Here is a 25,243-nt window from a genome sequence, read left to right as displayed (position 1 = left end):
CTGCATGAAGACGGCATTTCGTATGCCGTTTTCTTTTGCTTCAAATCGATGTGGCACCAATAAAAAATAGCCGCAATGCACCAATTTGATAATCGGGGGCGGATCACTACGTTTTATTTGCTATTTCCTTGATTCGTCGCGTATATTCCGATTTCCGACGCTTTTCGTCCCGCGCAGTCTTGCTGCCAGAAGAGCGCCGTCGTGGTCGCGAAGCGCACTGCGGCAAAAAAACAATGGTTTAACGGCCTGTCCGGCCTCCTCACAGACGGTGTCCCCATGAACGACCACCAGCAACCGATTCACCCGGTTCCCGCCGCCCAAGGTCTGTACGACCCGCAAAACGAGCATGACGCTTGCGGCGTCGGCTTCGTCGCCCATATCAAGGGCCACAAGAGTCACGAAATCATCCAGCAGGGCTTGAAGATTCTCGAGAACCTCGACCACCGGGGCGCCGTCGGCGCCGATCCGCTGATGGGCGACGGCGCGGGCATCCTGATCCAGATTCCGGACGGCTTCTATCGCGAAGAGATGGCCCGCCAGGGCGTGACGCTGCCGCCCGCTGGCGAATACGGCGTCGGCATGATCTTCCTGCCAAAGGAGCACGCGTCGCGCATCGCCTGCGAACAGGAGCTCGAGCGCACGGTGAAGGCAGAAGGTCAGGTCGTGCTCGGCTGGCGCGACGTGCCGGTCGACCACGCGATGCCGATCTCGCCGACCGTGAAGGCGAGCGAGCCGCTGATCCGCCAGATCTTCATCGGCCGCGGCAAGGACATCATGGTGACCGACGCGCTCGAGCGGAAGCTGTACATCATCCGCAAGACCGCGAGCCACCGCATCCAGGCGCTGAAGCTCAAGCACGGCAAGGAATACTTCGTGCCGTCGTGTTCTGCACGCACGGTCGTCTACAAGGGTCTGCTGCTCGCGGGCCAGGTCGGCGTGTACTACCGCGACCTGCAGGACGAGCGCGTCGTGTCGGCGCTCGCCCTTGTGCACCAGCGCTTCTCGACCAACACGTTCCCGGCGTGGGAACTGGCACACCCGTACCGCATGATCGCCCACAACGGCGAAATCAACACGGTGAAAGGCAACGTCAACTGGCTGAACGCGCGTACCGGCGCGATCGCCTCGCACGTGCTCGGCGACGATCTGCCGAAGCTGTGGCCGCTGATCTATCCGGGCCAATCGGATACGGCATCGTTCGACAACTGTCTCGAACTGCTGGTGATGGCCGGCTATCCGCTCGTTCACGCGATGATGATGATGATCCCGGAAGCCTGGGAACAGCACACGCTGATGGACGAGAACCGCAAGGCGTTCTACGAATACCACGCCGCGATGATGGAACCGTGGGACGGCCCCGCCGCGATCGCGTTCACCGACGGCCGCCAGATCGGCGCGACGCTCGACCGTAACGGTCTGCGTCCGGCGCGCTACATCGTCACCGACGACGACCTCGTCATCATGGCGTCGGAAGCCGGTACGCTGCCTATTCCCGAATCGAAGATCGTCAAGAAGTGGCGTCTGCAGCCGGGCAAGATGTTCCTGATCGACATGGAGCACGGCCGCATCATCGACGACAAGGAACTGAAGGACAACCTCGCCAACGCCAAGCCGTACAAGAGCTGGATCGACGCCGTGCGCATCAAGCTCGACGAGATCGAGCCGAAGGCCGAAGACGTCGTGACGGAACGCCGCGAAGCTGCTGCGCTGCTGGATCGCCAGCAGGCGTTCGGCTACACCCAGGAAGACCTGAAGTTCCTGATGGCGCCGATGGCGCAAGCGGGTGAGGAAGCCGTCGGCTCGATGGGCAACGACTCGCCGCTCGCGGTCATGTCCAACAAGAACAAGACGCTGTACCACTACTTCAAGCAGCTGTTCGCGCAGGTCACGAACCCGCCGATCGACCCGATCCGTGAAAACATGGTGATGTCGCTCGTGTCGTTCATCGGCCCGAAGCCGAACCTGCTCGACACGAACAACATCAACCCGCCGATGCGTCTCGAAGTGTCGCAGCCGGTGCTCGACTTCAAGGACATCGCGAAGATCCGCGCGATCGATCAGTACACCGGCGGCAAGTTCAGCTCGTACGAACTGAACATCTGCTATCCGGTCGCCTGGGGCAAGGAAGGCATCGAAGCGCGTCTCGCGTCGCTGTGCGCCGAAGCCGTCGATGCGGTCAAGTCCGGCTACAACATGCTGATCGTGTCGGACCGCAAGACCGACCGCGACAACGTCGCGATTCCGGCGTTGCTCGCAACCGCCGCGATCCACACACACCTCGTGCAGCAAGGTCTGCGCACGAGCACGGGTCTGGTCGTCGAAACCGGTTCGGCGCGTGAAACGCACCACTTCGCGCTGCTCGCGGGCTATGGCGCGGAAGCCGTGCACCCCTACCTCGCGATGGAAACGCTGAGCCAGCTCGCGGCCGGCCTGAAGGGCGACCTGTCGGCTGAAAAGGCGGTCTACAACTTCACGAAGGCAGTCGGCAAGGGCCTGCAGAAGGTCATGTCGAAGATGGGCATTTCGACCTACATGTCGTACACCGGCGCGCAAATTTTCGAGGCGGTCGGTCTTGCTTCGGATCTGGTGGCGAAGTACTTCCACGGCACGTCGTCGAAGGTCGGCGGCATTGGTCTGTTCGACGTCGCGGAAGAAGCGATCCGTCTGCATCGCGAGGCGTTCGGCGACAACCCGGTTCTCGCGAACATGCTCGACGCGGGCGGCGAGTACGCATACCGCGTGCGCGGCGAAGAACACATGTGGACGCCGGATGCGATCGCCAAGCTGCAGCACTCGGCGCGCAGCAACTCGTACCAGACGTACAAGGAATACGCGCATCTGATCAACGATCAGACCAAGCGTCACATGACCTTCCGCGGCCTGTTCGAGTTCAAGTTCGATCCGACCAAGGCGATCCCGCTCGACGAAGTCGAGCCGGCGAAGGAAATCGTCAAGCGTTTCGCGACCGGCGCAATGTCGATGGGCTCGATCAGCACCGAAGCGCACGCTACGCTCGCCGTCGCGATGAACCGCATCGGTGGCAAGTCGAACACCGGTGAAGGCGGTGAAGACGCGAACCGTTATCGCAACGAACTGCGCGGCATTCCGATCAGGAACGGCGACACGATGAAGTCCGTGATCGGCGACGAAGTGGTCGTCGACATTCCGTTGAAGGAAGGCGATTCGCTGCGCTCGCGCATCAAGCAGGTCGCGTCGGGCCGCTTTGGCGTGACGGCGGAATACCTCGCATCGGCCGACCAGATCCAGATCAAGATGGCGCAGGGCGCGAAACCGGGCGAAGGCGGTCAGCTGCCGGGCCACAAGGTGTCGGACTACATCGGCAAGCTGCGTTACTCGGTGCCGGGCGTCGGCCTGATCTCGCCGCCGCCGCACCATGACATCTACTCGATCGAAGACCTGGCACAGCTCATTCACGATCTGAAGAACGTGAACGCATCGTCGAGCATCTCGGTGAAGCTTGTGTCTGAGTCGGGCGTCGGTACGGTTGCCGCCGGTGTCGCGAAGGCGAAGGCGGATCACGTCGTGATCGCCGGTCATGACGGCGGTACGGGAGCGTCGCCGCTGTCGTCGATCAAGCATGCGGGCACGCCGTGGGAACTGGGTCTCGCCGAAACGCAGCAGACGCTGGTGCTGAACCAGTTGCGCGGCCGTATCCGCGTTCAGGCCGACGGTCAGATGAAGACCGGCCGCGACGTCGTGATCGGCGCGCTGCTCGGCGCTGACGAATTCGGCTTCGCGACGGCGCCGCTCGTCGTCGAAGGCTGCATCATGATGCGCAAGTGCCATCTGAACACGTGCCCGGTGGGCGTCGCGACGCAAGATCCGGTGCTGCGTGCGAAGTTCCAAGGCCAGCCGGAACACGTCGTGAACTTCTTCTTCTTCGTTGCGGAAGAAGCGCGCGAAATCATGGCGCAACTCGGTATCCGCAAGTTCGACGACCTGATCGGCCGCGCGGAACTGCTCGACACGAAGAAGGGCATCGAGCACTGGAAGGCGAAGGGTCTCGACTTCTCGCGCGTGTTCTATCAGCCGCAAGTGCCGGCCGAAGTCGCACGCAAGCACGTCGACGTGCAGGATCACGGCCTCGACCGCGCACTCGACCACACGCTGATCGAGAAGGCGAAGGCCGCGATCGAGAAGGGCGAGCATGTGTCGTTCATCCAGCCGGTGCGCAACGTGAACCGCACGGTCGGCGCGATGCTGTCGGGCACGATCGCGAAGAAATACGGCCACGAAGGTCTCGCGGACGACGCGATCCACATCCAGCTGAAAGGCACCGCGGGTCAGAGCTTCGGCGCGTTCCTCGCAAAGGGCATCACGCTGGATCTGGTCGGCGACGGCAACGACTACGTCGGCAAGGGTCTGTCGGGTGGCCGCATCATCATCCGTCCGACCAACGATTTCCGCGGCAAGTCGGAAGAGAACATCATCTGCGGTAACACGGTGATGTACGGCGCGATCGAAGGTGAAGCCTTCTTCCGCGGCGTCGCGGGCGAGCGTTTCTGCGTGCGTAACTCGGGCGCGACGGCGGTCGTCGAAGGCACGGGCGATCACGGTTGCGAATACATGACGGGCGGCACGGTGGTCGTGCTCGGCGAGACGGGCCGCAACTTCGCGGCCGGCATGTCGGGCGGTATCGCGTACGTGTTCGATCCGGACGGCACCTTCGCGAGCAAGTGCAACAAGTCGATGGTTTCGCTCGACCCGGTGCTGCAACAGGCCGAACAGGAGCGCACGGTCGACAAGGGCGTGTGGCATCGCGACACGACCGACGAAGCGCTGCTCAAGGGGCTCATCGAGCGTCAGTTCCAGTTCACGGGCTCCCCGCGCGCGAAGGCGCTGCTCGAAAACTGGGACGCGGCACGCCGTCAGTTCGTGAAGGTGTTCCCGACCGAATACAAGCGCGCTCTCGGCGAACTCGCCGCGAAGAAGGCGAACAGCGAAGTGCTCGCCGCCTGAGCTGCCGTCGCAAGTCACATTTAGACGTACCCGCCGCGTGCCGTTCGATCGACGCGCGGCGGGTCCAGATTACCCCTAGATACAGATAGAGAAGAGAACCACATGGGCAAGGCAACCGGTTTTCTCGAGTTCGAACGTCGCCACGAGACGTACGAGGCTCCGCTCACGCGTGTGAAGCACTACAAGGAATTCGTCGCGGCACTGACCGACGACGAAGCGAAGATTCAAGGCGCGCGTTGCATGGACTGCGGCATTCCGTTCTGCAACAACGGCTGTCCGGTCAACAACATCATCCCGGACTTCAACGACCTGGTGTTCCGTCAGGATTGGAAGAACGCGATCGAAGTGCTGCACTCGACCAACAACTTCCCCGAGTTCACGGGCCGCATCTGCCCGGCGCCGTGCGAAGCGGCGTGCACGCTCGGCATCAACGATGACCCCGTCGGCATCAAGTCGATCGAGCACGCGATCATCGACAAGGCTTGGGCCGAAGGCTGGGTTGCGCCGCAAACGCCGAAGCACAAGAGCGGCAAGAAGGTCGCGGTGGTCGGTTCGGGCCCCGCGGGTCTCGCGGCTGCCCAGCAGCTCGCGCGCGCCGGTCATGACGTGACCGTGTTCGAGAAGAACGACCGGATCGGCGGCCTGCTGCGTTACGGCATCCCCGACTTCAAGCTGGAGAAGTGGCAGATCGACCGCCGCATGCGCCAGATGGAAGCCGAAGGCGTGACGTTCCGCACCAACGTGTTCATCGGCAAGCCGGACTCGCTGCCGGCGCACATCGGCAACACCGCGAAGGAAACCATCACGCCGGCCGAACTGAACGAACAGTTCGACGCGGTCGTGATCGCCGGTGGTTCGGAAACGCCGCGCGATCTGCCGGTGCCGGGCCGCGAGCTCGAAGGCGTGTACTACGCGATGGAGTTCCTGCCGCAGCAGAACAAGGTCAACGCCGGCGACAAGGTGCCGAACCAGCTGATCGCGAAGGGCAAGCACGTCGTCGTGATCGGCGGTGGCGATACCGGTTCGGACTGCGTGGGTACGTCGAACCGTCATGGCGCAAAGAGCGTCACGCAGTTCGAACTGCTGCCGCAGCCGCCGGAAGAAGAGAACAAGCCGCTCGTGTGGCCGTACTGGCCGATCAAGCTGCGCACGTCGTCGTCGCACGAGGAAGGCTGCGAGCGCGATTGGGCGGTTGCGACCAAGCGCCTCGAAGGCAAGAACGGCAAGGTCGAGAAGCTGATCGCCGCGCGCGTCGAATGGAAGGACGGCAAGATGGTCGAAGTGCCGAACTCCGAATTCGAAATGAAGGCCGACCTCGTGCTGCTCGCGATGGGCTTCACGCAGCCGGTCTCGCCGGTGCTCGAAGCATTCGGCGTCGACAAGGATGCGCGCGGCAACGTGCGCGCCACGACCGAGGGCGACAAGGCGTACTACACGTCGGTGGACAAGGTGTTCACGGCGGGCGACATGCGTCGCGGCCAGTCGCTCGTGGTATGGGCGATCCGCGAAGGCCGTCAGTGCGCACGTTCGGTCGATGCGTTCCTGATGGGTCATTCCGAACTGCCACGTTAAGCGTCTTCAATTTGCAGGAAGACGTGGAGACGACAAGGTGCCCCAAGAAGGGCGCCTGTAGCGGTAAAGCGATGCAGTAAAAAAGAAACCGGGCTCGCCTGAAAGGGGGAGCCCGGTTTTCTTTTTGGCTCGCCGCAGTGCGTTCTGTCCGCCTCATTTGCGATAGCGTGCGAGCGTCACGCGGCATGTGTTGTCGCGCACCCGGCCCTCTTTTTTCTTACTAAACCCTACGATGTAACGCAAAACTTATTGGTCGACGTTAAACTGCGTTTGCAGCCCGGCTGCCCACTCGATCCTCCTATAACCCGTCGCCCCCGATGCCCGTCACCGCGAAAAACCGTTCGCCTTTCCGCGCCCTTACGAGCACGACCGTGCCCGCGGAGCGAGGCGTGCTGGGCGAAACCTCTGCGGCGCGGCGACGCTTTCTGAGGGGCTCGGCCGGTGCGATGCTGGCCGCGGGCTTCGGCAGCACGCTGCTGTCCGCGTGCGGCGGCAGTCTCGAAGCCGAGCAGCCGGCTACGCCGCGACTCGTGTCGGTCAGCAATTTCCGCGATGTCGGCGGCGCGGCGGCCGGCTATCTGACCGTCGACGGCAAGCAGATGCGGCGCGGCGTGTTCTTTCGCGCGAATGCGCTGACGCTGAGCGGCACGGACGCGGCGACACTCGGCAGGTTCGGCATCGTGTCGGTTTTCGACCTGCGCACGCCCGCCGAAATCGCGCGCACCGCCGACGTGCTGACGGGCGGCGCGACATCCGCCACGCTGAATGTGCTCGGCACGAACGACTTCGTCACGCCCCCGGTCGACTCGCCCGTCGACGCCGTCGCATTCATGCAGGCGCAGGCGCGCGCGTATGTGACGGGCGCGCCGCAGCGGGCCGCCTATGGCGCGTTGCTCAGCGCGCTGGCCAACGGCACGGGCGCGCAGCTATTCCATTCGAGTGCGGGCAAGGACCGCGCGGGCTGGGTCGCGGCGCTGCTGCTCAGCATCGCCAACGTTCCGCTCGACGTGATCATGCAGGACTACCTGCTCAGCAACGTCTATCTCGCGCCATCGATAGCTGCCCAAACCACCACGTTGCGCGCGCAGGAAGGCGCGGCCATCGCCGCGGCGAGAGCGCCGTTGTTCGACGTCGACGAGAATTATCTGCAGGCGGGCTTCGACCAGGTCCAGGCGAGCTACGGCACGATGGCGAGCTACCTGACGCAAGGCCTCGGCCTTTCCACGGCAACGGTCGACGCGCTGCGCAATCGGCTCGTGCATTAACGCGCTTCGGCCGTCCGATGGCGAAAAAAAGTCCGCCCCAGAGGAGCGGGCGGACGGAGAAGGGCGGCATCGAGGTTGCCGGGGGCAACTATAAGGCCGCAACCCGCGCGACAGCCGATGCGGTAAGGACAGGTAAGTGCGCTTAGCGCGCCCCCTGACCTACGCGCATCCTCACGTCAGCGCCGGGTCCACCGGCAATTCGATCCGTACGTCGAGCCCGCCCCGCGCGTGATTGCGCACGAGGCAGCGTCCGCCGCGATGGTGCGCGAGCCGCGCGACGATCGCGAGACCGAGGCCGCAGTGGCCTTCGCCGCCGCGCGCGGCGTCGAGCCGCACGAACGGCTTCATCGCCGCGGCGATGCGGTCGTCGGGAATGCCGGGGCCGTGGTCGCGCACGCTGATGATCCAATGCCCCTCGTTGCACGCGGTTGAGATTTCCACCGGCGGCATGCCGTGTTCGAGCGCGTTGTCGACGAGGTTCGTCACCAGCCGGTCGAGCAGCGTGCGCGGCAGCGTGAACGACGGGCCGGCGCGCAAGTCGAGTGCGAAGAGCGGGGTTTCGGCGGGGTCCGCGGCTTCGGCGGGTTCAGCGGCCTCCGGGTAATCGCTCGAGGAAAACTGCTCGCGCAAGAACTCGTCGACTTCGACCGGCGGGCCGGCGTCCGCCGATTGGCCCGCGAATTCGAGGAACTGCTGGACGATGTTGGTCAGCGCATCGACGTCGCGGATCAGGCCCGCGCGCTCGTTTTCATCGACCAGCACGCTTGCGCGCAGCTTCAGGCGCGTAAGCGGCGCCTTCAGATCGTGCGCGACGCCGGCGAGCATCACCGCCTGGTCGTCGCCGGCTTCGTTCAGGCGCCGCATCATGTCGTTGAACGAGCCGATCAGATCGCGCAGTTCGCGCGGGCCCTGCACCGGCACGGGTTCGGGCCGGCCGCCCGAGCCGAATGCGCGCGACGCATCGGCGACGCGCAGCAACGGCCGTTGCATCTGCCAAACCGCGAACAGCGACAGGATCAGTCCGGCGGCCAGCATCGAGACGGATTCGATCAGAAAGCGCGGCGGCGGCGGAACGTCGACCGGAACGACGACCCAGTTCGACTTGCCCGGAGACAATACCCACAGTTGCGGCGGACGCAGATCGTCGACGGCGATCTGCGTGCCGGCCGGCAGGTTCTCGCGCAGATGCCGGCTCAACTCGATCAGCATATGCTCGTGCGGCTCGCGCAGATGCACGCTGGTCGGCATGTTCCAGGTGGGTACCAGATGCACGCGCATCGCCGGCGCGAGCGCGGCGCCCTTGATCGGCTCGCCGTTGATCGCCTGCAGCACGAGCAGAATGCCGCGCGCGAAGCCGTCGATTTCATGGCGCGGCGGCTGCATCGTCACCAGCACGAACCAACTCGCCTGAATCGCGAACAGCACCGCCGCCGACAGCAACGCCATTCTGCCGAACAGCGTGTTCAGCGGATTTCTCATGCGCTCGGGGTGGCCCCGTCCTCGAAGGGGGTGCCGTTGGCGTCGGGCACGAAGACGTAGCCCTTGCCGCGCACCGTTTGCACGTAGCACGGGTTCGACGGATCGTCCTCGATCACGCGGCGCAGGCGCCAGATCGGCACGTCGAGGCTGCGGTCGCGGAAGGCGAGATCGTCGCGATGCACGAGATCGTGAATCAGCACGCGCGAGAGCACCTTGTACGGATTGTTGACGAAGATCTTCAGCAGCGCGAATTCGCTGTCGCGTAGCGGCAGCTTGGCGTCGTCGCGGCTCAGCGAGCGCGTCGCGAAGTCCAGTTCGAACGGACCGAAGCGATAGCGCTTGCGGGCTTCGGGCGCGCTCGTGGTGGACGGCCCGCGCCGGCGCAGCACGGTCTGGATACGCACCAGCAGTTCGCGCGGATCGAATGGCTTGGTCAGATAGTCGTCCGCGCCGAGCGACAGACCGACGATGCGATCGGCCACCGTGCCGCGCGCGGTCACGAAGATCACCGGGATGTCGTCGCCGGCGGCGCGCAACGCGGTGAGCGCGCGCAGGCCGTCGGTGTTCGGCATCATGATGTCGAGCACGACGACCGACGGCCGCTCACGCTCGAGACGGCGCTGCAAATGAGTGCCGTCATGCAGCACGGACGCATCGAAACCGTTCGACTGCAGAAACTTGCAAAGCAGATCGCGTACGACCGGATCGTCGTCGACGATAAGGACCTGTGGATTCATGGCGAAATTCTAGACTGGCGCGCCCGACGCGCGACCGCGCATTTCCTTACCAACGCTTACTGTGCGCCGCGGGGCGCTGGCGGGCTCGCGCCGGGGCGAATCAGCGAAGGTTCCGCGCCTACTTTAGCACTGCCTGCCCCTGCTCTCCGCAGCGACCGCCACGCGATGGCCACGCCTGGCAAGCACTGGAAAGTCCTCGCAAGCCCACGGAACGGATCGTAACAACCGCGCGAAAGCGCGCTTTGCTTGGCCCATCGTCGGCACTTGCGCGGCGCGATGATTCGTTCCGCAGCAAGTCGCGCCGCAAGCCGAACGAGGTCCGCTGCCTCGGACGACGGCGTGCGTCGTTCAACCGACACCAGCGCGCAATGCGCACCTTCGCGAGGTCCATCATGACGATCCACAACACGCTCAGTTCCACGCCTTTCTCCACGCTGGCGAAGACGCCAGTCACTGAAAAGTCCAGCAGTTCGGGTTCCACCAGCGCAGCGGCGAAATTGCAGCAAAGCAGCGTGCTACAGCAGCCTGCACTACCTGTGCCGGGGACGGGACTCATCGGTCATCTGGTCAACACGACGGCGTGAACTGGCGAGGTCCGCGTGCTGTTATCCAGAACTACTGAGCGTCGGCGTCGCGCCCTGGCCTGGCTCCTTGCCTGCGCGCTGCTGTTGCCGCTCGGCGGCTGCGGCGCCGCGGCGCTTCCGTGCCGGGTCACGGCGGCGACCCTGAAAGTGCTGCCGGTCGTTGGCCATGCGGCGGCGACGCCTTTCGACATGTGCGCTTCCGCGATCGACTGAATCATGACGCTCACCAGGATGGTCGGTGCATTGATGCTGCTCGGCGGTGTGCTGACGTGCGCCGCGCATGCGCAGCCTGACGCGCGCAGTCCGAAGGCGGCCAGCGCGGCATCGAGTAGCGTCGTCACCGACACGCGGCGGCGCTCGCCGGACGCGCCGTTTTCGTTTCGCGGCGTCGCGCTCGGCATCACGATCGACGAATTCCGCGCGGGCTCGGCCGTGCGCGCGACGCCGATCGGCAGCGTGCCGATCTGCGAGACCGACGTGCAGGCAGGTGCGCTGGGCATGCGGCTGAAATCGCACGATAGCCTGAGCGTCGCGTGCCGCTGGGCGCATCGCGATGATGAGCGCTGGGCGGTGTCGCAGGCGGTGGTCGATGGCGCGCCGGCACTCGAACATGTGATGCGCTTTACGCGTATCGACGGGCAAGGCGCATTGCGTCTCTACGAGATGTCGTTCGTGATCGACGAGCTGACCGCGGAGGATCTGCGCGACGCGCTCGAGGATCGTTATGGGCCGCCGCGTCTCGCGACGCGCAACACGGCGGCGCCGGGCGCGATGCCGATGTACGTATGGGAGAACGCGGTCAGTTCGATCACGCTTTGCTTTCTGCCGCGCAGCCGCAACGGCACGCTCACGTATCTGCTGAAGGGCTCGGATGCGTGGATGAAAGCGGTCGTGCGGCAGTGGCAGGCGAGCGGCGCCGACGCGGGCTGATGATTGTCTGGCAAGCCTGACTATCGGCATGAGCCCAACGCCGAAAGCGGGGGGCGACCCACTAGCGCCGCCACGCTTCAACTCCATTTCATCTTTCTCGCCACGGAGCCAGCATGACCGCATTACGTCTCATCCTTGTGTTCGGCGCCGCGAGCTGTCTCGCGGCCTGTTCGAGTACGCAGACCAGCTCGATCGTCGAAACGCCGATGGCGCCGCCGCTTGCGTCCGCGCCGTTGAACGTCAACACGCAAGGCGCGATCTATCAGGCCGGCGCACCGCTGCTGCTGTATGAGACGCCGCGCGCGCAGCATATCGGCGACGTACTGACGATCCGGCTGTCCGAATCGTATAGCGGCAACAACAGCGCGAGCGCATCGGCGAACCGCGCGAGCAGCATCACCGCGGCCGCGGCGGACCAATCGACGAACGCCGCCGCGCGGCTCGCGAAACTGTTCAATATCGGCTCCGCTAGCACCGACTACAAGGGGCAAGGCAATCTGCGCGACATCAGCGACATGACGGGCACGCTCGCCGTGACCGTGATCGGCACGGTATCGGGCGGCAATCTCGTCGTGTCGGGCGAGAAGGTGATCGCGATGAGCGGTACCCGTGACCGTCTTCGGTTGTCGGGCATCGTCAATCCCAAGGATATCGAAGCGGGCAATTACGTTGCGTCGAGCAAGGTCGCGAACGCGCGCATCGAGCAGGCGGGCCTCGGCATGGTCAACGATGCGACGACGATGGGCTGGCTGCAGCGGATGTTTCTGAGTGTGCTGACGTTTTGACCGTCGGCCGCGTCAGCGCGGTGCCCGTTATGCGCGGCGCGCAGATCGCATCAACTGGCTTCGATCAGTTCGACTCGCACCGCTAGCCGAGCGGCGGCGCGAGCCCGCGCTCGGCCGCGCCGATCTCGCCGTCCGGCACGAACACATAGCCGCGTCCCCACACTGTCTGCACGTAGCGCGGTTCCGACGGGTCCACTTCGATCAGGCGACGCAAGCGCCAGATCGACACGTCGAGACTCCGATTGCGATGCGCGTCGCTATTGCCGTGCAGTTTCTCGAGCAACTGCGCGCGCGTGAGCACGGTCATCGCATGCGTGACGAACACCTTCAGCATCGCGAATTCGCTCGAACGCAGCGTGATGCGTTCGCCGCCGCGGCGCAGTTCGCGCGCGGGGAAGTTCACTTCGAAGCGGCCGAAATGATAGGGCGCGCGTTGCTCGGGCGCGCCCGGCGCGATCGAGCCGCGACGACGCAGCACGGTGCGAATCCGCGCGACGAGCTCGCTCGGTTCGAACGGCTTGCCGAGATAGTCGTCGGCGCCGAGCTCGAGGCCGATCACGCGATCGATCGGATCGGAGCGCGCGGTCAGCAGAATCACGGGAATGTCGTCGCCAGCGACGCGCAATGCGCGCAGCGCGCTGATGCCATCGAGCTCCGGCATCATGATGTCGAGCACGACGAGAGCGGGGCGCTCCTGCTGCAATCTGCGCTGCAACGCCGAGCCATTTTCGAGCGTGGCGACGTTAAAGCCGCGCCCGTGCAGATACTCGCTGACGAGCTCGCGTACGACGGGATCGTCATCGACGATCAGGATGGTCTGGTTCATTCAGGTGATCTTAGTGATGCCCACGGGCCGCGCAAAGCGCATACCGCTTTCCAATCCTTTCCCGTGTAAGACGCTGCAAGCGAACCCCAAGCTGCGGGTATTCAGTGGGTCGGCGCGAAGGCCTGCGAGGTCTGCAAGGTCTGCTGTTGCTGCTCCTGGCGCGCGAAATCGGTTCGATCGACGACCATCCGCTCGATCAAGCCGCCAAGCTTCACCGAGGCCGACGAGAAGCGGTCGGTGTTCAGGCCGCCCGTCTGATAGCGCGCCGTGACCAGAATGCGACCGCTCTGGATCAGCGTCAGATCGATGATCGACAGGTACTGGATCGATTCGTCGCTGAACGAGCGACGCCCATAGTCGATCGCGGCGTTGTAGACGAGCCGCGCTTCGCAGCCGGCGGGTGAAGTGCCCGGATTGTAGACGTCCGAACGAATGCCGCGCCGCTCGAGCGCGAGCTGCAGCGCCGGCACGAAATCGCCGACCGACACCGTCGGGTTCACTTCGATGCACACGTGCTGCACATCCGCGGGCCGGCCATTGACGAAGGTCGGCGACGAGTAGTTAGACGCGATCGCGTAGCCGGCCTGGATCACGGAACCGGTGGCGTCGGCGGCCTGGATCAGCGTCCATGCGCAGCCGTCGAGCGTGAGTGTCAGCGTCGCGGCGAAGGCGGCGAGGGCGCAGCGACGCCGCGATATCAGCGAGGCGACCCGACCCAGACGCGAAGGCTTGGTTGCGGCTGGCGCGCGCACGGTTGGCGGCGAGGTCATAATGCGGCGCCCGATCCCGGTCACGAGATTCGCTGGGTCATCGAAAGCAGCGACGGCCGCGCGCTCAGCGCGTCACGCGCAGTCGCAGTTCGTTCTGACCTTGCACGCTTGCGGTGACGTTCACGCGGCGCGCGTCGGTGGTCACGACGAAATGCTGGCGCACAGGTGTGTTGACGTCGTGCACGACGCGCGGAAAACAGGCGGCGATGTCGGCGCCGAGTTCTTCGAGCGGATCGTTGATGACGCCGTCGGCTTGCCAGTGCGCGCGCCAGTGGCAGTCGTACGCGTGCGCGGTGGCGCGGCAATCGTCGGAATGGGAGACGCCCGGCAGTTGCGCTGCGGTCTCGCTCGGCAGTTGCCGGAAATCGCTCGCATCGACGATGTGCGTCAGCGCCGCGCAGATATCGGCGGGCTGATTCGGCTCGGCCGTTTGCGCGGCATCGACGGTGTTCGTGACGAGCAGCGCCGCGCCGCAGGCGAGCGCGAGGCGCGGGAGCAAAGACGGGAGAAAAGGTGAAACACGGCGAGCGTATGACATGGGCGAGAAGTCCGGAGAGCGGTTGCGATCAAAGACGTGACTGACGTCAACGAAGGCCGACGCATGGCGCGGCCCGTACGACTATGGTCGCTGCTCGCAGGCATTTTCAAAGCGCGGAACAGCTTGTGCGCTTCGCAAATGCTTCCGAACTCTTCTCGTGTCTTTCCGGATGTTTCGCACGACGCGCGGAGCGGCGTCGTGCGCTTTTTTGACCTGAGCGCCGCGCGCGTCGCTTACGCCGCTATCGCTTCGGCCGAACGCTCGACGTCGAGCGTTTCGTCATGGAACGCAGCAAGCGATTCGCGATGCGCGACGCTGACGATCGCCGCCTTCGGCAGCCGCTCGGTGAACAGTCGATAGAGCCGCGCCTCGTTTTCCGCGTCGAGCGCGCTGGTCGCCTCGTCGAGGAACAGGTAGTCAGGCTTGTGCAGCAGCACGCGCGCGGCGGCGAAGCGCTGCTGCTCACCCGGCGACAGCACGCGGGTCCAGTGCCCCGTTTCCTGCAGACGGTCCGCGTATTCCGACAGATGGCAGGTGATGAGCGCGTCGCGGCATTCGTCGTCGCCATAGGTGTCCGCCGCCGATGGATACGCGAGCGCCGCCTTCAGCGTGCCGATCGGCATGTAGCTGACCTGCGGGATGAACATCATGCGGGCATTGACCGGCGCGTCGATCGAACCGTCGCCGAACGGCCACAGGCCCGCGAGCGCGCGCATCAGCGTGCTCTTGCCGGCGCCCGACGGACCGCGCACGAGCCAGCGCGAGCCCGGCCGGATCGCGATATCGCGGATGCGCGACAGCGGGTTGCCATTGGGCAGCGCGAGCGTGAGGCTGTCGGTGGTGAGCGTGTTGCTGTCGACGAAATGCAGGTTGATGCCGCCGTGTTCCGTGGCCGGCGACACCGATTCCTTCAGACGCGGCGCATGCACGACGCGCTTGAATTCGCGCAGCCGGTTCACGGTCGCGCGCCATTCGACGAGGCTCGTATAACTGTTGATGAACCACGAGAACGAATCACTGACGGTGCCGAACGCGCTCGAAATCTGCATCAGCACGCCGAACGTGAACGCGCCCGCGAAGTAGCGCGGCGCGGCGACGACGATCGGGAAAATGATCGCGATCTGGCCATAGAAGCTCAGCACGAAGGTCAGGCGCTTCGTGTACTTCATCACCTGCCACCAGTTGTCGCGGATGCGGCCGAACAGCGTGCGCGCGTTCGTCTTCTCGGTTTCCATGCCGTTGTAGAACGCGATCTGCTCGGCGTTCTCACGCAGCCGGATCAGACCGAAACGGAAATCCGCCTCGACCTTCTGCGCCTGATAGTTGATCGACACGAGCGGATGACCGACCTTCTGCATGACCAGCGAACCGACCACCGCATACAGCGCGGCGGCCCAAACCATATAGCCGGGGATATGCAGCGGCATGCCGCCGAGCGAAATACTCAGCGCGCCCGCGAGCGTCCACAGGATCGTGATGAACGACACCAGCGTGACGACGGTCGACAGCAGATCGAGCGTCAGCGACAGCGTGGTGGTCGCGAACGACTGCAGGTCGTCGCTGATCCGCTGGTCCGGGTTGTCGGCGAGGCGGTCACGCTCGATGCGGTAGAACGCGCTGTCGTTGAGCCACTCGTTCAGGTAGCGGGTGGTCAGCCACTGGCGCCAGCGGAATCCGAGCATCTGGCGCAGATAGCGTCCATACACGGCGAGGATGATGAAGCCGAACGCGAGTCCGGTAAAAATCATCAACAGATGCGGGAAGTCGTGGACGTTCTTCTGTTGCAGCGCGTTGTAGAAGTCTGCGCTCCAGCGGTTCAGGCGCACGTTGATCCAGACGACGATCAGGTTCATCACGATGATCGCGACGAGCAGCGCCCATGCGATGCCTCGTTCCTCGGAAACCCAGTAAGGCTTGATCAGGCTCCAGGCGGAGACCTTTTCGTCGGACGGCAGCGCGGGGCTGGCGGAAGTATGTGGTGTCATGAGCGTCCTGATGAAGTGCTGACCCGAAGTGCATTCCGGCGGCGTACGGGTCCGATCTGGTTACCCATGTCGGGCGATCCCGTTAACAGCCGGCCCTTTGCGAGGCCGTGACTGCGGCGGGTCTGCGGTACCTGGCCGGGCATCGCGCCATCGCGATGAACGCGAGTCCGGACGGGCGCCCGATTCTGGCGTGACGCCCTTAAGCGAAAATTAATTTTTCGGGGCCGGCGTCCGCCGTGATTCCGCCGCCACGCATGCGGCCACGAGTGCCGCGCGCCGCGTTTTTTCGGCACCGGTCACGGCATTGTGCCAGACCGCCGGGCCGCTTCGCATCGACATCTCGGTAGACGGTGCCAGATCAAAATCGCGGCAGCGACGGCGGACCGCTGGTTTGCGGGCGCCGCGCCTTTTATGGTCTAATGACCTGCGACGAAACAGGGGTGCTTCGCCCACAGGCGGCATGATTTTCATGCCGGGGCGGCGAGGCTGAGAGAGACCCTTTGCACCCGATCCGGGTAATACCGGCGCGGGAAGTTTCCGGAAGCAACCGTCTTCCATTCCCCGCCGGGCGGCGAGCGCAGCTCACCTGCACACGCCGTGACCGGCCGGCTTCACCCGCCGGTTTCGTCCTGGGTACGTGCGTTTTTGGCCGTACGGAAAGGACTCGATGACCGCCTATTCTTCAGACATGCATCTTTCTCTTGGTCACGCCGCTTCCGGCGTGCCGTGCCGCTTTGGTTTTGCCCGCCGCAATCAAACGGAGAGCGCGCGATGAACCGTTCCGCTCGACCTGATTTCGCGGTGCTCGGCGGCGGTTTGTGCGGCCGGCTGGTCGCGTGGCGCCTCGCGGGCGACGGCCATCGCGTAGCGCTCTATGAGCGCGGCAATGCCGCCGGGTCGCAGGCTGCCGCGTGGGTCGCCGCGGCGATGCTCGCGCCGCTGGCAGAAGCCGCCAGCGCCGAGCTGCTGATCACGCGGCTCGGCGTGAGTTCGCTCGAAAGCTGGCCGCGCGTGCTCGCCGAACTGCCGGAGCCGGTGTTTTTCCAGCGCAACGGCACGCTCGTCGTCTGGCATCACGCGGATCGCACGGAGGCGCCGCTGTTCGAGCGCCGCGTGCGCGCGAACGCGCCGGCCGAGTTGCTCGATGGCGGCTTCGTCGCGCTTTCGGGCGCGCAGCTCGGCGCCGCCGAACCCGCGTTGGCCGGCCGCTTCAATCAGGGCTGGCTGCTGCCGCGCGAGGGGCAACTCGACAATCGCCAGGTGCTGTCCGCGCTCGCCGCGGGGCTTGCCGAGCGCGGCGTCGACACGCACTGGAACACGCCGATCGACGACGCGTCGCTGCCTGACGCCGGCATCACGATCGATTGCCGCGGGCTCGGCGCGAAGCCCGTGCTACCGACGCTGCGCGGCATCCGCGGTGAAGTTGCGCGCGTGCATGCACCGCACCTGCAGCTGACTCGCCCGGTGCGGCTGCTGCATCCGCGCTACCCGCTGTATATCGCGCCGAAGCAGAACGGCCTCTACGTGATCGGCGCGACCGAGGTGGAGGGCGAGGACATGTCGCCCGTCAGCGTGCGTTCGGCGCTCGAATTGCTGAGTGCGGCGTTCTCGGTACATCCGGGCTTCGGCGAGGCGCGCATCCTCGAGCTGAATTCGCAGTGCCGGCCGACCTTGCCCGATCACCGTCCCGCGCTGCTGTGGGACGGCGCGCGCACGCTGCGCGTGAACGGCCTGTATCGGCACGGCTTTATGATCGCGCCGGAAGTCGCCGACGAAGCTGTACGTTTCGCGAGCGCGCTGCTCGACGGCCGCGTAGGGGACGCCGACGCATTTGCCGGCTGGCGGCGCGAGGCGCGCTGGAGCGAGCTGTTCCAACAGCATTTCGCGCGCGAGCCGGCCTGAGCGTGGCGGCCAACGTGCCGCGCGCGATGCCGCTTGCGCCATCGATTGAACCGTATTCGAACACCATGGACATTCATATCAATCAGAAGCCGTTGTCGTTGCCCGAAGGCTCGACCGTCGCCGATGCGCTCACCGCGTTTGGCGCGCGTCCGCCGTTCGCGGTCGCGCTCAACGGTGATTTCGTCGCGCGTGCGCAGCATGCGGCGCGCGCGTTGCAAACGGGCGACCGGCTCGACGTCGTGCAGCCGGTCGCGGGCGGCTGAGCGCGCTCGCGCCAGCCTGCCGCTTACCGAACGCAGCAACCGTCGCCGAAAACCCATTGCCGTCACGCGGTCGGTTCTAGCCGCGACGGCAAACCAGGATGATGCAAATGACTTCTCACCAGAGCGCCGACGCGCTGACGCTATACGGTCAAACTTTCGCAAGCCGCGTGCTGCTCGGCACGTCGCGCTACCCGTCGCTGCAATCGCTGTCCGATTCGATCGACGCCGCGCGCCCCGGCATGGTGACCGTCGCGCTGCGCCGTCAGATGAACGAGGGCAACGCGGAAGCCGGCTTCTTCGATCTGCTCAAGCGCCACGGCGTGCCGTTGCTGCCCAATACGGCGGGCTGCCTGACCGTGGGTGAAGCGGTGACCACTGCGCATATGGCGCGCGAAATCTTCGAGACCGAGTGGATCAAGCTCGAACTGATCGGCGACGACTACACGCTGCAGCCCGACCCGGTCGGCCTGATCGAAGCCGCCGCGCGGCTCGTCAAGGATGGCTTCAAGGTGCTGCCGTACTGCACCGAAGATCTGGTGATCGGCCGCCGTCTGCTCGATGCTGGCTGCGAGGCGCTGATGCCGTGGGGCGCGCCGATCGGCACCGGCAAGGGCGTGATCAATCCGTACGGGCTGCGCGTGTTGCGCGAACGGCTGCCGGACGTGCCGCTGATCGTCGATGCCGGGCTCGGCGTGCCGTCGCACGCGGCCCAGGTGATGGAGTGGGGTTTCGACGGCGTGCTGCTGAACACGGCGGTGTCGCAGGCGACGCACCCCGACGCAATGGCGCGCGCGTTCGCGCTGGGCGTCGCGGCGGGCCGGCAGGCGTACCTCGCGGGCCCGATGGCCGAGCGCGAGAGTGCGCACGCGAGCACGCCGGTGGTCGGCATGCCGTTCTGGCATCAGGATGGAGGTGCGGCATGACGCAGTCATTGACGCTGAAAGACCGCGATCTGTTCTGGCCGACGGCCGACGAACTCATCGAAGCCGCCGAGCGCATCCGCGCGCGGCTCGGCGACTGGCCGCCGACCCACGCGCCGTGGCGCATCTGCCTGACCGCGCCGGACGAACCGAACGGTGGCGACCTGATCGTGATCGCCGACGCGCAGCAGCACGGCGAGCAGATCGCGCGCTGGCTGACGCGGGGCGCGGGCGTGATCGTCGCCGCGGAAAACCGCGCGACGCTGCATCTGGGCGGTGAGAAGTACGGCCTCGAAGGTCATCTGGCGGAAGACTGGATTCCCGCGCTGGCCGCGTTCCTCGACTGCGGTTTCGATCCGCACGACGCACTGGTGCTCGCGCTCGCGTGGCGCGACGGCGACGAGACCCGCGCCGACGACGCTTTCCCGTCCGACCCCGGCCGCTTCCCGCGCCTGACCGGCCTGCCGCCGGCACCCGCCAGGGCGTTCCCGCGCTGCCCGGACAAGCTCGGTCTGTATCCGGTGCTGCCGACCGCGGACTGGGTCGAACGGGTAGTCGGCTACGGCGTGAAGACGGTGCAGTTGCGCCGCAAGTCGGCCGAACCCGCCGACGAACTGAAGCGCGAGATCGCCCGCTGTGTGGCCGCCGGCCGCGCGCACGACGCGCAGGTGTTCATCAACGACCACTGGCAGGCCGCGCTCGAGGCGGGCGCGTACGGCGTTCACCTTGGTCAGGAAGACGTGCATACCGCGAATCTGTCCGCGCTGGCCGACGTGGGCATTCGCCTGGGCCTGTCCACGCACGGCTTCTACGAGATGCTGAAGGCGCTGCATTTTCGTCCGAGCTACATTGCATTGGGCGCCGTATTCCCGACCACGACCAAGGTCATGCCGACCGCACCGCAGGGCTTGCGGCGCCTCGCGCGCTATGTGCGGCTGCTCGACGGCGTGGTGCCGCTCGTCGCGATCGGCGGGATCGATCTGCAGGTGCTGCCGGAGGTGCTCGCGACTGGCGTCGGCTGCGCGGCGGTGGTGCGCGCGGTCACCGAAGCGGCCGACCCGGCCGCCGCTGTTTCGGCGCTGCAACACACGTTTACGCAATAATCGTCAGGCATAGTCAAGGAACGGGGCACCTCAAGGCAGCTTTTGCATGATGGCCCTATAATTCGGCCTTCCGTGTAAAAGGACTGTCAGTTTGGTGCCTTCCTCCCCCGAGACCATACTCGAGCTGCGCGACGTCGACTTCGGTTACGGCGACCGGCTCGTCCTGTCGAATCTGAATCTGCGCTTTCGTCGCGGTCAGGTCGTCGCGGTCATGGGCGGCTCGGGTTGCGGCAAGACCACGGTGCTGCGGCTGATCGGCGGCCTCGTGCGCGCGCAACGCGGCCAGGTGCTGTTCCATGGCCAGGACATCGGCGGGCAGACGCGCGAAGGCCTTTACGCGCTGCGCCGCAAGATGGGCATGCTGTTCCAGTTCGGCGCGCTGTTCACCGACATGTCGGTGTTCGAAAACGTCGCCTTCTCGCTGCGCGAACACACCGATCTCCCCGAAGACCTGCTGCGCGACCTCGTGCTGATGAAGCTCAACGCGGTCGGCCTGCGCGGCGCTCGCGATTTGCTGCCGTCGGAGATTTCGGGCGGCATGGCGCGGCGCGTGGCGCTCGCGCGCGCGATCGCACTCGACCCCGAACTGATGATGTACGACGAGCCGTTCGCCGGCCTCGACCCGATCTCGCTCGGCATCACCGCGAACCTGATCCGCACGCTGAACCAGGCGCTTGGCGCGACGTCGATTCTCGTCACGCACGACGTGCCGGAATCGTTCGCGATCGCCGATTACGTGTATTTCCTGTCCAACGGCGGCGTGCTCGCCGAAGGCACGCCGGACGAGCTGCGCGCGTCGACCGACCCGACCGTGCGCCAGTTCATCGACGGCGCGCCGGACGGCCCGTTCCGATTCCACTATCCGGCGCAGACGCCGCTCGCGGCGGATTTCGGCATCGGCGGAGGCCAGTCATGATCAGTACGATCGGTCGCTCGGTCATCACCGGGCTCGGCACCGCCGGCTACGCGACGCGCTTCTTCCTGCGCCTCGTGCTCGAAATTTTCCCGCTGCTGCGCCGCCCGCGTCTTGTCACGAAGCAGATCCACTTCGTCGGTAATTATTCGCTCGTGATCATTGCGGTGTCCGGGCTGTTCGTCGGCTTCGTGCTCGGGCTGCAGGGCTATTACACGCTGAACCGTTATGGCTCCGAGCAGGCGCTCGGGCTGCTGGTCGCGCTGTCGCTGGTGCGCGAGCTCGGGCCGGTCGTGACCGCGCTGCTGTTCGCCGGGCGCGCGGGCACGTCGCTGACCGCCGAAATTGGCCTGATGAAGGCGGGCGAGCAGCTAACCGCGATGGAAATGATGGCCGTCGATCCGGTCAAAGTCGTGATCGCGCCGCGCCTGTGGGCGGGCATCATCTCGATGCCGATCCTCGCGGCGATCTTCAGTGCGGTCGGTGTGCTGGGCGGTTACGTGGTCGGCGTGCTGCTGATCGGCGTCGATGCCGGCGCGTTCTGGTCGCAGATGCAAAGTGGCGTCGACGTGTGGCGCGATGTCGGCGCCGGGGTCGTCAAGAGCGTGGTGTTCGGTCTCGCGGTGACCTTCGTCGCGCTGTTTCAGGGCTACGAGGCGAAGCCGACGCCGGAAGGCGTGTCGCGCGCGACGACCCGCACGGTCGTGTACGCGTCGCTCGCGGTGCTCGGGCTCGACTTCCTGTTGACCGCACTGATGTTCAGCTAAGGCCGCGCAGCGTGCCGGCTTCCGGCGGCGCACGATGTGCCGCGCACGGCGGGAAGTGGCGGCGGCGCGGTGGATTCACTTTGGGATGACGATGAAAAAGAATGTTCTCGACTTCTGGGTCGGCCTGTTCGTGGTGCTGGGTTTTGTGGCGTTGCTGTTTCTTGCGCTGAAGGCCGGCAATATGAGCTCGCTGTCGTTCCAGGCAACCTACCCGGTCAAGCTCAAGTTCGACAACATCGGCGGGCTGAAGCCGCGCGCGCCGGTAAAGAGCGCTGGCGTGACGGTCGGCCGGGTCGCGTCGATCGGCTTCGATAGCAACACCTACCAGGCGCTTGTCACGATCGATATCGACAAGCAATTCGAGTTTCCGAGAGACACTTCGGCGAAGATCCTGACCTCGGGTCTGCTCGGCGAGCAGTACATCGGGCTCGAGCCGGGCGGCGACTCGGAAATGCTGAAGGCGGGCGATACCATCACGATGACGCAATCGGCGATCGTGCTGGAAAACCTGATCGGCCAGTTCCTGTATAGCAAGGCCGCGGATTCCGGCGCAGCGAAGCCCGCTGCATCCGCCCCCACACCGGCGCCGGGAGCGCCGGCCTCCGGCGCTGCCGGCCAGTCAGGCCAATAAGGAGAACAACGATGCAGACGAAACTGCAGACCCCGCGCAGCGGCGCGCGCGTCCTACAGTTCGGCAAGGTCGCCATGGCGGCTGCGCTACTCGCCGGTTGCACGACCGTGCAGACGCCGACCAAGGGCGACCCGTTTGAAGGGCTGAACCGCACGATCTTCACCATCAACGACAAGGTCGACCAGTACGCGATCAAGCCGGTCGCGCAGGGCTATGTGTTTGTCACGCCGCAGCCGGTGCGCGACAGCGTGACGAACTTCTTCTCGAACATCGGCGACATCTATATCGCGGCGAACAATCTGCTGCAGTTGCGCATCGCGGACGGCGTGTCGGACATCATGCGGATCGTGATCAACACGTTGTTCGGCGTCGGCGGCCTGTTCGACGTCGCGACGCTCGCGAAGCTGCCCAAGCACGACAACGACCTCGGTCTGACGCTTGGCCACTACGGCGTGCCGGCGGGCCCTTACCTCGTGCTGCCGCTGTTCGGGCCGAGCACGGTGCGCGACGCATTCGGCTCGCTCGGCAACTACTACGTGAACCCGATCAGCTACATCGATCCGCCGGGCCTGAGCTGGGCCTTGTGGGGCTTGAACATCGTCAATACGCGCGCGAACCTGCTCGGCGCGAGCAACCTGCTGGAAGGCGCGGCGCTCGACAAATACTCGTTCGTGCGCAATGCGTATCTGCAGCGCCGCCAGTATCTGCTCTCGGATAACCGCCGGCGTCCGCAGGACCTGCCGAGCTATGAAGAGGAAGCGCCGCTGCCGAAGTACGAGGAAGGCGAGACGGGCGCGGCCGCGGGGGCGGCAGGTGCGCCGGCCGGCGCTGCAACCGGTGCGGCGGGCGCTGCCGCGGGCACGCAGGGTGCTCCGGCAAAGGCGGCTCCCGCATCCGGCGCGGCCGTGGCAACACCGCAAGGCGCATCGGCACCGCAGGGCGCGTCGGCGCCGGAGGCTGCGTCGGGCACCGAAACCCCACCGCTAGACCTGAAAGGCGGCCCTGAAACGCAGATTCCGGCCGGTCAACTGGTGCCGCCCACGCGCTTCAACTTCCCGTCGTTCAGATTGCATTGAACGTGCAGCCGTAACAGATCGATACGACTCTCGCAGTTTGCGCATGGATTGCCGTCGAACTCGCGTGATAAGGTCCGTTCAAACTGTTGCACTATTTTTGAGGCAAAGCTCGATATGAAAAAATTCTTCCTGATTCCGTTGTTTGCCGTGTTGTTTTCATTCATCAGCGCGGGCGCATCGGCGCAAACCGTCGACACCAACTCCCCCGAGGTGCTGATCAAAACCGTCACCCAACAGGTGATGGACGCGATTCGCGGCGACAAGTCGATCCAGCAGGGCGACATCACCCACATCACGGCGCTCGTCAACGAAAAGATCTTGCCGTACACGGACTTCCGCCGCACCACCCAGCTCGCGATGGGCCGCAACTGGCGCACCGCGACGCCCGAGCAGCAAAACCAGGTGGTCGAGCAGTTCAAGATGCTGCTGATCCGCACGTACTCGGGCGCGCTCGCGCAGGTGCGCGACCAGCAGATCCAGTTCAAGCCGTTCCGCATGAACCCGGACGACACCGACACCGTGGTGCGCTCGGTCGTGATGAACAATGGCCAACCGATCGAACTCGACTACCGTCTGTACAAGACGGCGCAAGGCTGGCGCGTGTATGACCTCAACGTGCTCGGCGCGTGGCTGATCCAGGCGTATCAGCAGCAGTTCAACGAGCAGATCCAGCAGAAGGGCGTGGACGGACTGATCCAGTTCCTCACGCAGCGCAATCAGCAACTCGCCGCGGGCAAGCAGTCGTGAGCGACGTGCTGAACCAGGTCGCGAACCGCTTCGACAGCGGCGCGACGCTGACCCACGAGAGCGCGAAGGCCGCGCTCGCGGCGGGTCTGCAACGCATTGCGGCGGGCGCGCGCGGCGTCGATTGCGCGCCGCTCAAGCAATTCGATTCGTCGGCGCTCGCCGTCCTGCTCGCGTGGGTGCGGGCCGCGGCGGCGCGTGGCGGCAAGTTCGAAATCGTCAATCTGCCGGCTGGTCTCGCCAGTCTCGCGCAGGCCTACGGCGTCGATACGCTTCTCTCTCCTGTCGCCTCCAGCATGGTTGCGTCAGCGCGACATTGACGCTCCTCTAGCGTCGTCTCCCCCCTTCCGGCCAGGCCGGGGGTCTCAGTTTTTGCCCTATAATCAAACGTTTTTTTGGGGCGTTGAACTGGCCCCCTAATCGGCCCCGGTTCCGTTTCTTCCAGCATTTGCACGTCCCCAAGCTCCATCGGG

23 protein-coding genes and 1 riboswitch are annotated in these 25,243 nt (G+C 65.3%); of the genes, 17 read left to right on the top strand and 6 right to left on the bottom strand.

Annotation, left to right across the window (positions count from 1 at the left end):
• Window positions 1-276 precede the first annotated feature (276 nt).
• The 3 genes from AB3X89_RS17305 to AB3X89_RS17295 all read left to right on the top strand — a co-directional run bounded on the left by AB3X89_RS17305 (window position 277) and on the right by AB3X89_RS17295 (window position 7,817).
• Window positions 277-4,980: a glutamate synthase-related protein gene (locus tag AB3X89_RS17305; RefSeq protein ID WP_368584372.1), complete on the top strand. Its 4,704-nt coding sequence runs from the start codon at window positions 277-279 to the stop codon at window positions 4,978-4,980.
• Window positions 4,981-5,082: 102 nt separating this feature from the next.
• A complete protein-coding gene (locus AB3X89_RS17300) occupies window positions 5,083-6,552 on the top strand; it encodes a glutamate synthase subunit beta (RefSeq protein ID WP_368584371.1) in 1,470 nt (489 codons plus the stop codon).
• Between the two features lie 317 nt (window positions 6,553-6,869).
• On the top strand, window positions 6,870-7,817 hold the full coding sequence (locus AB3X89_RS17295) for a tyrosine-protein phosphatase (protein WP_368584370.1): 948 nt from the start codon (window positions 6,870-6,872) through the stop codon (window positions 7,815-7,817).
• Between the two features lie 171 nt (window positions 7,818-7,988).
• On the opposite strand, the gene AB3X89_RS17290 is transcribed toward AB3X89_RS17295, so the two are convergent.
• Window positions 7,989-9,296: an ATP-binding protein gene (locus tag AB3X89_RS17290; protein ID WP_368584369.1), complete on the bottom strand. Its 1,308-nt coding sequence runs from the start codon at window positions 9,294-9,296 to the stop codon at window positions 7,989-7,991.
• The gene (locus tag AB3X89_RS17285; protein WP_368584368.1) at window positions 9,293-10,033 is read right to left on the bottom strand and encodes a response regulator; all 741 of its coding nucleotides are present in this window, start codon (window positions 10,031-10,033) and stop codon (window positions 9,293-9,295) included. The genes AB3X89_RS17290 and AB3X89_RS17285 overlap by 4 nt, the downstream gene beginning before the upstream one ends.
• Before the next feature lie 392 nt (window positions 10,034-10,425).
• Between AB3X89_RS17285 and AB3X89_RS17280 the strand changes: the two genes are divergently transcribed.
• The 4 genes from AB3X89_RS17280 (at window position 10,426) to AB3X89_RS17265 (ending at window position 12,332) form a co-directional block, all read left to right on the top strand.
• The gene (locus tag AB3X89_RS17280) at window positions 10,426-10,617 is read left to right on the top strand and encodes a hypothetical protein (RefSeq protein ID WP_368584367.1); all 192 of its coding nucleotides are present in this window, start codon (window positions 10,426-10,428) and stop codon (window positions 10,615-10,617) included.
• A 15-nt stretch (window positions 10,618-10,632) separates the two neighbouring features.
• Window positions 10,633-10,830 (top strand): DUF6726 family protein, encoded by a 198-nt coding sequence (locus AB3X89_RS17275; protein ID WP_368584366.1) that lies wholly within the window; start codon window positions 10,633-10,635, stop codon window positions 10,828-10,830.
• A 3-nt stretch (window positions 10,831-10,833) separates the two neighbouring features.
• The gene (locus AB3X89_RS17270) at window positions 10,834-11,547 is read left to right on the top strand and encodes a hypothetical protein (RefSeq protein ID WP_368584365.1); all 714 of its coding nucleotides are present in this window, start codon (window positions 10,834-10,836) and stop codon (window positions 11,545-11,547) included.
• A 113-nt stretch (window positions 11,548-11,660) separates the two neighbouring features.
• The gene (locus tag AB3X89_RS17265; RefSeq protein WP_368584364.1) at window positions 11,661-12,332 is read left to right on the top strand and encodes a flagellar basal body L-ring protein FlgH; all 672 of its coding nucleotides are present in this window, start codon (window positions 11,661-11,663) and stop codon (window positions 12,330-12,332) included.
• An 82-nt stretch (window positions 12,333-12,414) separates the two neighbouring features.
• Here AB3X89_RS17265 and AB3X89_RS17260 read toward each other — a convergent pair whose 3' ends face one another.
• The 4 genes from AB3X89_RS17260 to AB3X89_RS17245 all read right to left on the bottom strand — a co-directional run bounded on the left by AB3X89_RS17260 (window position 12,415) and on the right by AB3X89_RS17245 (window position 16,451).
• Entirely contained in the window at window positions 12,415-13,158 is a 744-nt protein-coding gene (locus tag AB3X89_RS17260) for a response regulator (RefSeq protein WP_368584363.1), read from the bottom strand.
• Between the two features lie 101 nt (window positions 13,159-13,259).
• Window positions 13,260-13,928, bottom strand: coding sequence for a hypothetical protein (locus AB3X89_RS17255; RefSeq protein WP_368584362.1), 669 nt, complete (start codon window positions 13,926-13,928; stop codon window positions 13,260-13,262).
• A 64-nt stretch (window positions 13,929-13,992) separates the two neighbouring features.
• Window positions 13,993-14,466 carry a hypothetical protein gene (locus AB3X89_RS17250; RefSeq protein ID WP_368584361.1) on the bottom strand — a complete coding sequence of 158 codons (474 nt, stop codon included), beginning with the start codon at window positions 14,464-14,466 and terminating at the stop codon, window positions 13,993-13,995.
• A 233-nt stretch (window positions 14,467-14,699) separates the two neighbouring features.
• Window positions 14,700-16,451, bottom strand: a complete 1,752-nt coding sequence (locus AB3X89_RS17245) for an ABC transporter ATP-binding protein/permease (protein WP_368584360.1) — start codon at window positions 16,449-16,451, stop codon at window positions 14,700-14,702.
• A 426-nt stretch (window positions 16,452-16,877) separates the two neighbouring features.
• Window positions 16,878-17,001, top strand: a riboswitch (TPP riboswitch).
• Between the two features lie 221 nt (window positions 17,002-17,222).
• Between AB3X89_RS17245 and AB3X89_RS17240 the strand changes: the two genes are divergently transcribed.
• From AB3X89_RS17240 to AB3X89_RS17195, 10 genes are all read left to right on the top strand, one after another.
• A complete protein-coding gene (locus tag AB3X89_RS17240; protein ID WP_368584359.1) occupies window positions 17,223-18,353 on the top strand; it encodes an FAD-dependent oxidoreductase in 1,131 nt (376 codons plus the stop codon).
• Between the two features lie 65 nt (window positions 18,354-18,418).
• Window positions 18,419-18,616, top strand: coding sequence for a sulfur carrier protein ThiS (thiS, locus tag AB3X89_RS17235; protein ID WP_368584358.1), 198 nt, complete (start codon window positions 18,419-18,421; stop codon window positions 18,614-18,616).
• Between the two features lie 107 nt (window positions 18,617-18,723).
• Entirely contained in the window at window positions 18,724-19,539 is an 816-nt protein-coding gene (locus AB3X89_RS17230; RefSeq protein ID WP_368584357.1) for a thiazole synthase, read from the top strand.
• A complete protein-coding gene (gene thiE / locus AB3X89_RS17225; protein WP_368584356.1) occupies window positions 19,536-20,639 on the top strand; it encodes a thiamine phosphate synthase in 1,104 nt (367 codons plus the stop codon). Before AB3X89_RS17230 ends, thiE begins: the two co-directional genes overlap by 4 nt.
• A gap of 94 nt (window positions 20,640-20,733) precedes the next feature.
• Window positions 20,734-21,555, top strand: a complete 822-nt coding sequence (locus AB3X89_RS17220) for an ABC transporter ATP-binding protein (RefSeq protein WP_368584355.1) — start codon at window positions 20,734-20,736, stop codon at window positions 21,553-21,555.
• Window positions 21,552-22,319: a lipid asymmetry maintenance ABC transporter permease subunit MlaE gene (gene mlaE, locus AB3X89_RS17215; RefSeq protein WP_013090708.1), complete on the top strand. Its 768-nt coding sequence runs from the start codon at window positions 21,552-21,554 to the stop codon at window positions 22,317-22,319. Before AB3X89_RS17220 ends, mlaE begins: the two co-directional genes overlap by 4 nt.
• Window positions 22,320-22,410: 91 nt before the next feature.
• A complete protein-coding gene (gene mlaD / locus AB3X89_RS17210; protein WP_368584354.1) occupies window positions 22,411-22,950 on the top strand; it encodes an outer membrane lipid asymmetry maintenance protein MlaD in 540 nt (179 codons plus the stop codon).
• Between the two features lie 11 nt (window positions 22,951-22,961).
• Entirely contained in the window at window positions 22,962-24,026 is a 1,065-nt protein-coding gene (locus AB3X89_RS17205) for a VacJ family lipoprotein (RefSeq protein WP_368584353.1), read from the top strand.
• A 114-nt stretch (window positions 24,027-24,140) separates the two neighbouring features.
• Entirely contained in the window at window positions 24,141-24,773 is a 633-nt protein-coding gene (locus tag AB3X89_RS17200; RefSeq protein ID WP_368584352.1) for a phospholipid-binding protein MlaC, read from the top strand.
• A complete protein-coding gene (locus tag AB3X89_RS17195) occupies window positions 24,770-25,090 on the top strand; it encodes a lipid asymmetry maintenance protein MlaB (protein WP_368584351.1) in 321 nt (106 codons plus the stop codon). The genes AB3X89_RS17200 and AB3X89_RS17195 overlap by 4 nt, the downstream gene beginning before the upstream one ends.
• Window positions 25,091-25,243: the final 153 nt, after the last annotated feature.

Source organism: Paraburkholderia sp. BR14320, from assembly GCF_040948665.1.
In the GTDB taxonomy this organism is placed as follows: domain Bacteria; phylum Pseudomonadota; class Gammaproteobacteria; order Burkholderiales; family Burkholderiaceae; genus Paraburkholderia; species Paraburkholderia youngii.
Note: the sequence above shows the minus strand (reverse complement) of the source record. Positions and strands in the feature narration are given on the sequence as shown.

Coding starts and splice junctions, on each gene's coding strand:
- AB3X89_RS17230 (WP_368584357.1), top strand. CDS start 18,724: ATGACTTCTCACCAGAGCGCCGACGCGCTGACGCTATACGGTCAAACT.
- AB3X89_RS17290 (WP_368584369.1), bottom strand. CDS start 9,296: ATGAGAAATCCGCTGAACACGCTGTTCGGCAGAATGGCGTTGCTGTCG.
- AB3X89_RS17245 (WP_368584360.1), bottom strand. CDS start 16,451: ATGACACCACATACTTCCGCCAGCCCCGCGCTGCCGTCCGACGAAAAG.
- AB3X89_RS17295 (WP_368584370.1), top strand. CDS start 6,870: ATGCCCGTCACCGCGAAAAACCGTTCGCCTTTCCGCGCCCTTACGAGC.
- mlaD (WP_368584354.1), top strand. CDS start 22,411: ATGAAAAAGAATGTTCTCGACTTCTGGGTCGGCCTGTTCGTGGTGCTG.
- mlaE (WP_013090708.1), top strand. CDS start 21,552: ATGATCAGTACGATCGGTCGCTCGGTCATCACCGGGCTCGGCACCGCC.
- AB3X89_RS17205 (WP_368584353.1), top strand. CDS start 22,962: ATGCAGACGAAACTGCAGACCCCGCGCAGCGGCGCGCGCGTCCTACAG.
- AB3X89_RS17285 (WP_368584368.1), bottom strand. CDS start 10,033: ATGAATCCACAGGTCCTTATCGTCGACGACGATCCGGTCGTACGCGAT.
- AB3X89_RS17255 (WP_368584362.1), bottom strand. CDS start 13,928: ATGACCTCGCCGCCAACCGTGCGCGCGCCAGCCGCAACCAAGCCTTCG.
- thiE (WP_368584356.1), top strand. CDS start 19,536: ATGACGCAGTCATTGACGCTGAAAGACCGCGATCTGTTCTGGCCGACG.
- AB3X89_RS17200 (WP_368584352.1), top strand. CDS start 24,141: ATGAAAAAATTCTTCCTGATTCCGTTGTTTGCCGTGTTGTTTTCATTC.
- AB3X89_RS17300 (WP_368584371.1), top strand. CDS start 5,083: ATGGGCAAGGCAACCGGTTTTCTCGAGTTCGAACGTCGCCACGAGACG.
- AB3X89_RS17280 (WP_368584367.1), top strand. CDS start 10,426: ATGACGATCCACAACACGCTCAGTTCCACGCCTTTCTCCACGCTGGCG.
- AB3X89_RS17265 (WP_368584364.1), top strand. CDS start 11,661: ATGACCGCATTACGTCTCATCCTTGTGTTCGGCGCCGCGAGCTGTCTC.
- AB3X89_RS17270 (WP_368584365.1), top strand. CDS start 10,834: ATGACGCTCACCAGGATGGTCGGTGCATTGATGCTGCTCGGCGGTGTG.
- thiS (WP_368584358.1), top strand. CDS start 18,419: ATGGACATTCATATCAATCAGAAGCCGTTGTCGTTGCCCGAAGGCTCG.
- AB3X89_RS17250 (WP_368584361.1), bottom strand. CDS start 14,466: ATGTCATACGCTCGCCGTGTTTCACCTTTTCTCCCGTCTTTGCTCCCG.
- AB3X89_RS17305 (WP_368584372.1), top strand. CDS start 277: ATGAACGACCACCAGCAACCGATTCACCCGGTTCCCGCCGCCCAAGGT.
- AB3X89_RS17240 (WP_368584359.1), top strand. CDS start 17,223: ATGAACCGTTCCGCTCGACCTGATTTCGCGGTGCTCGGCGGCGGTTTG.
- AB3X89_RS17260 (WP_368584363.1), bottom strand. CDS start 13,158: ATGAACCAGACCATCCTGATCGTCGATGACGATCCCGTCGTACGCGAG.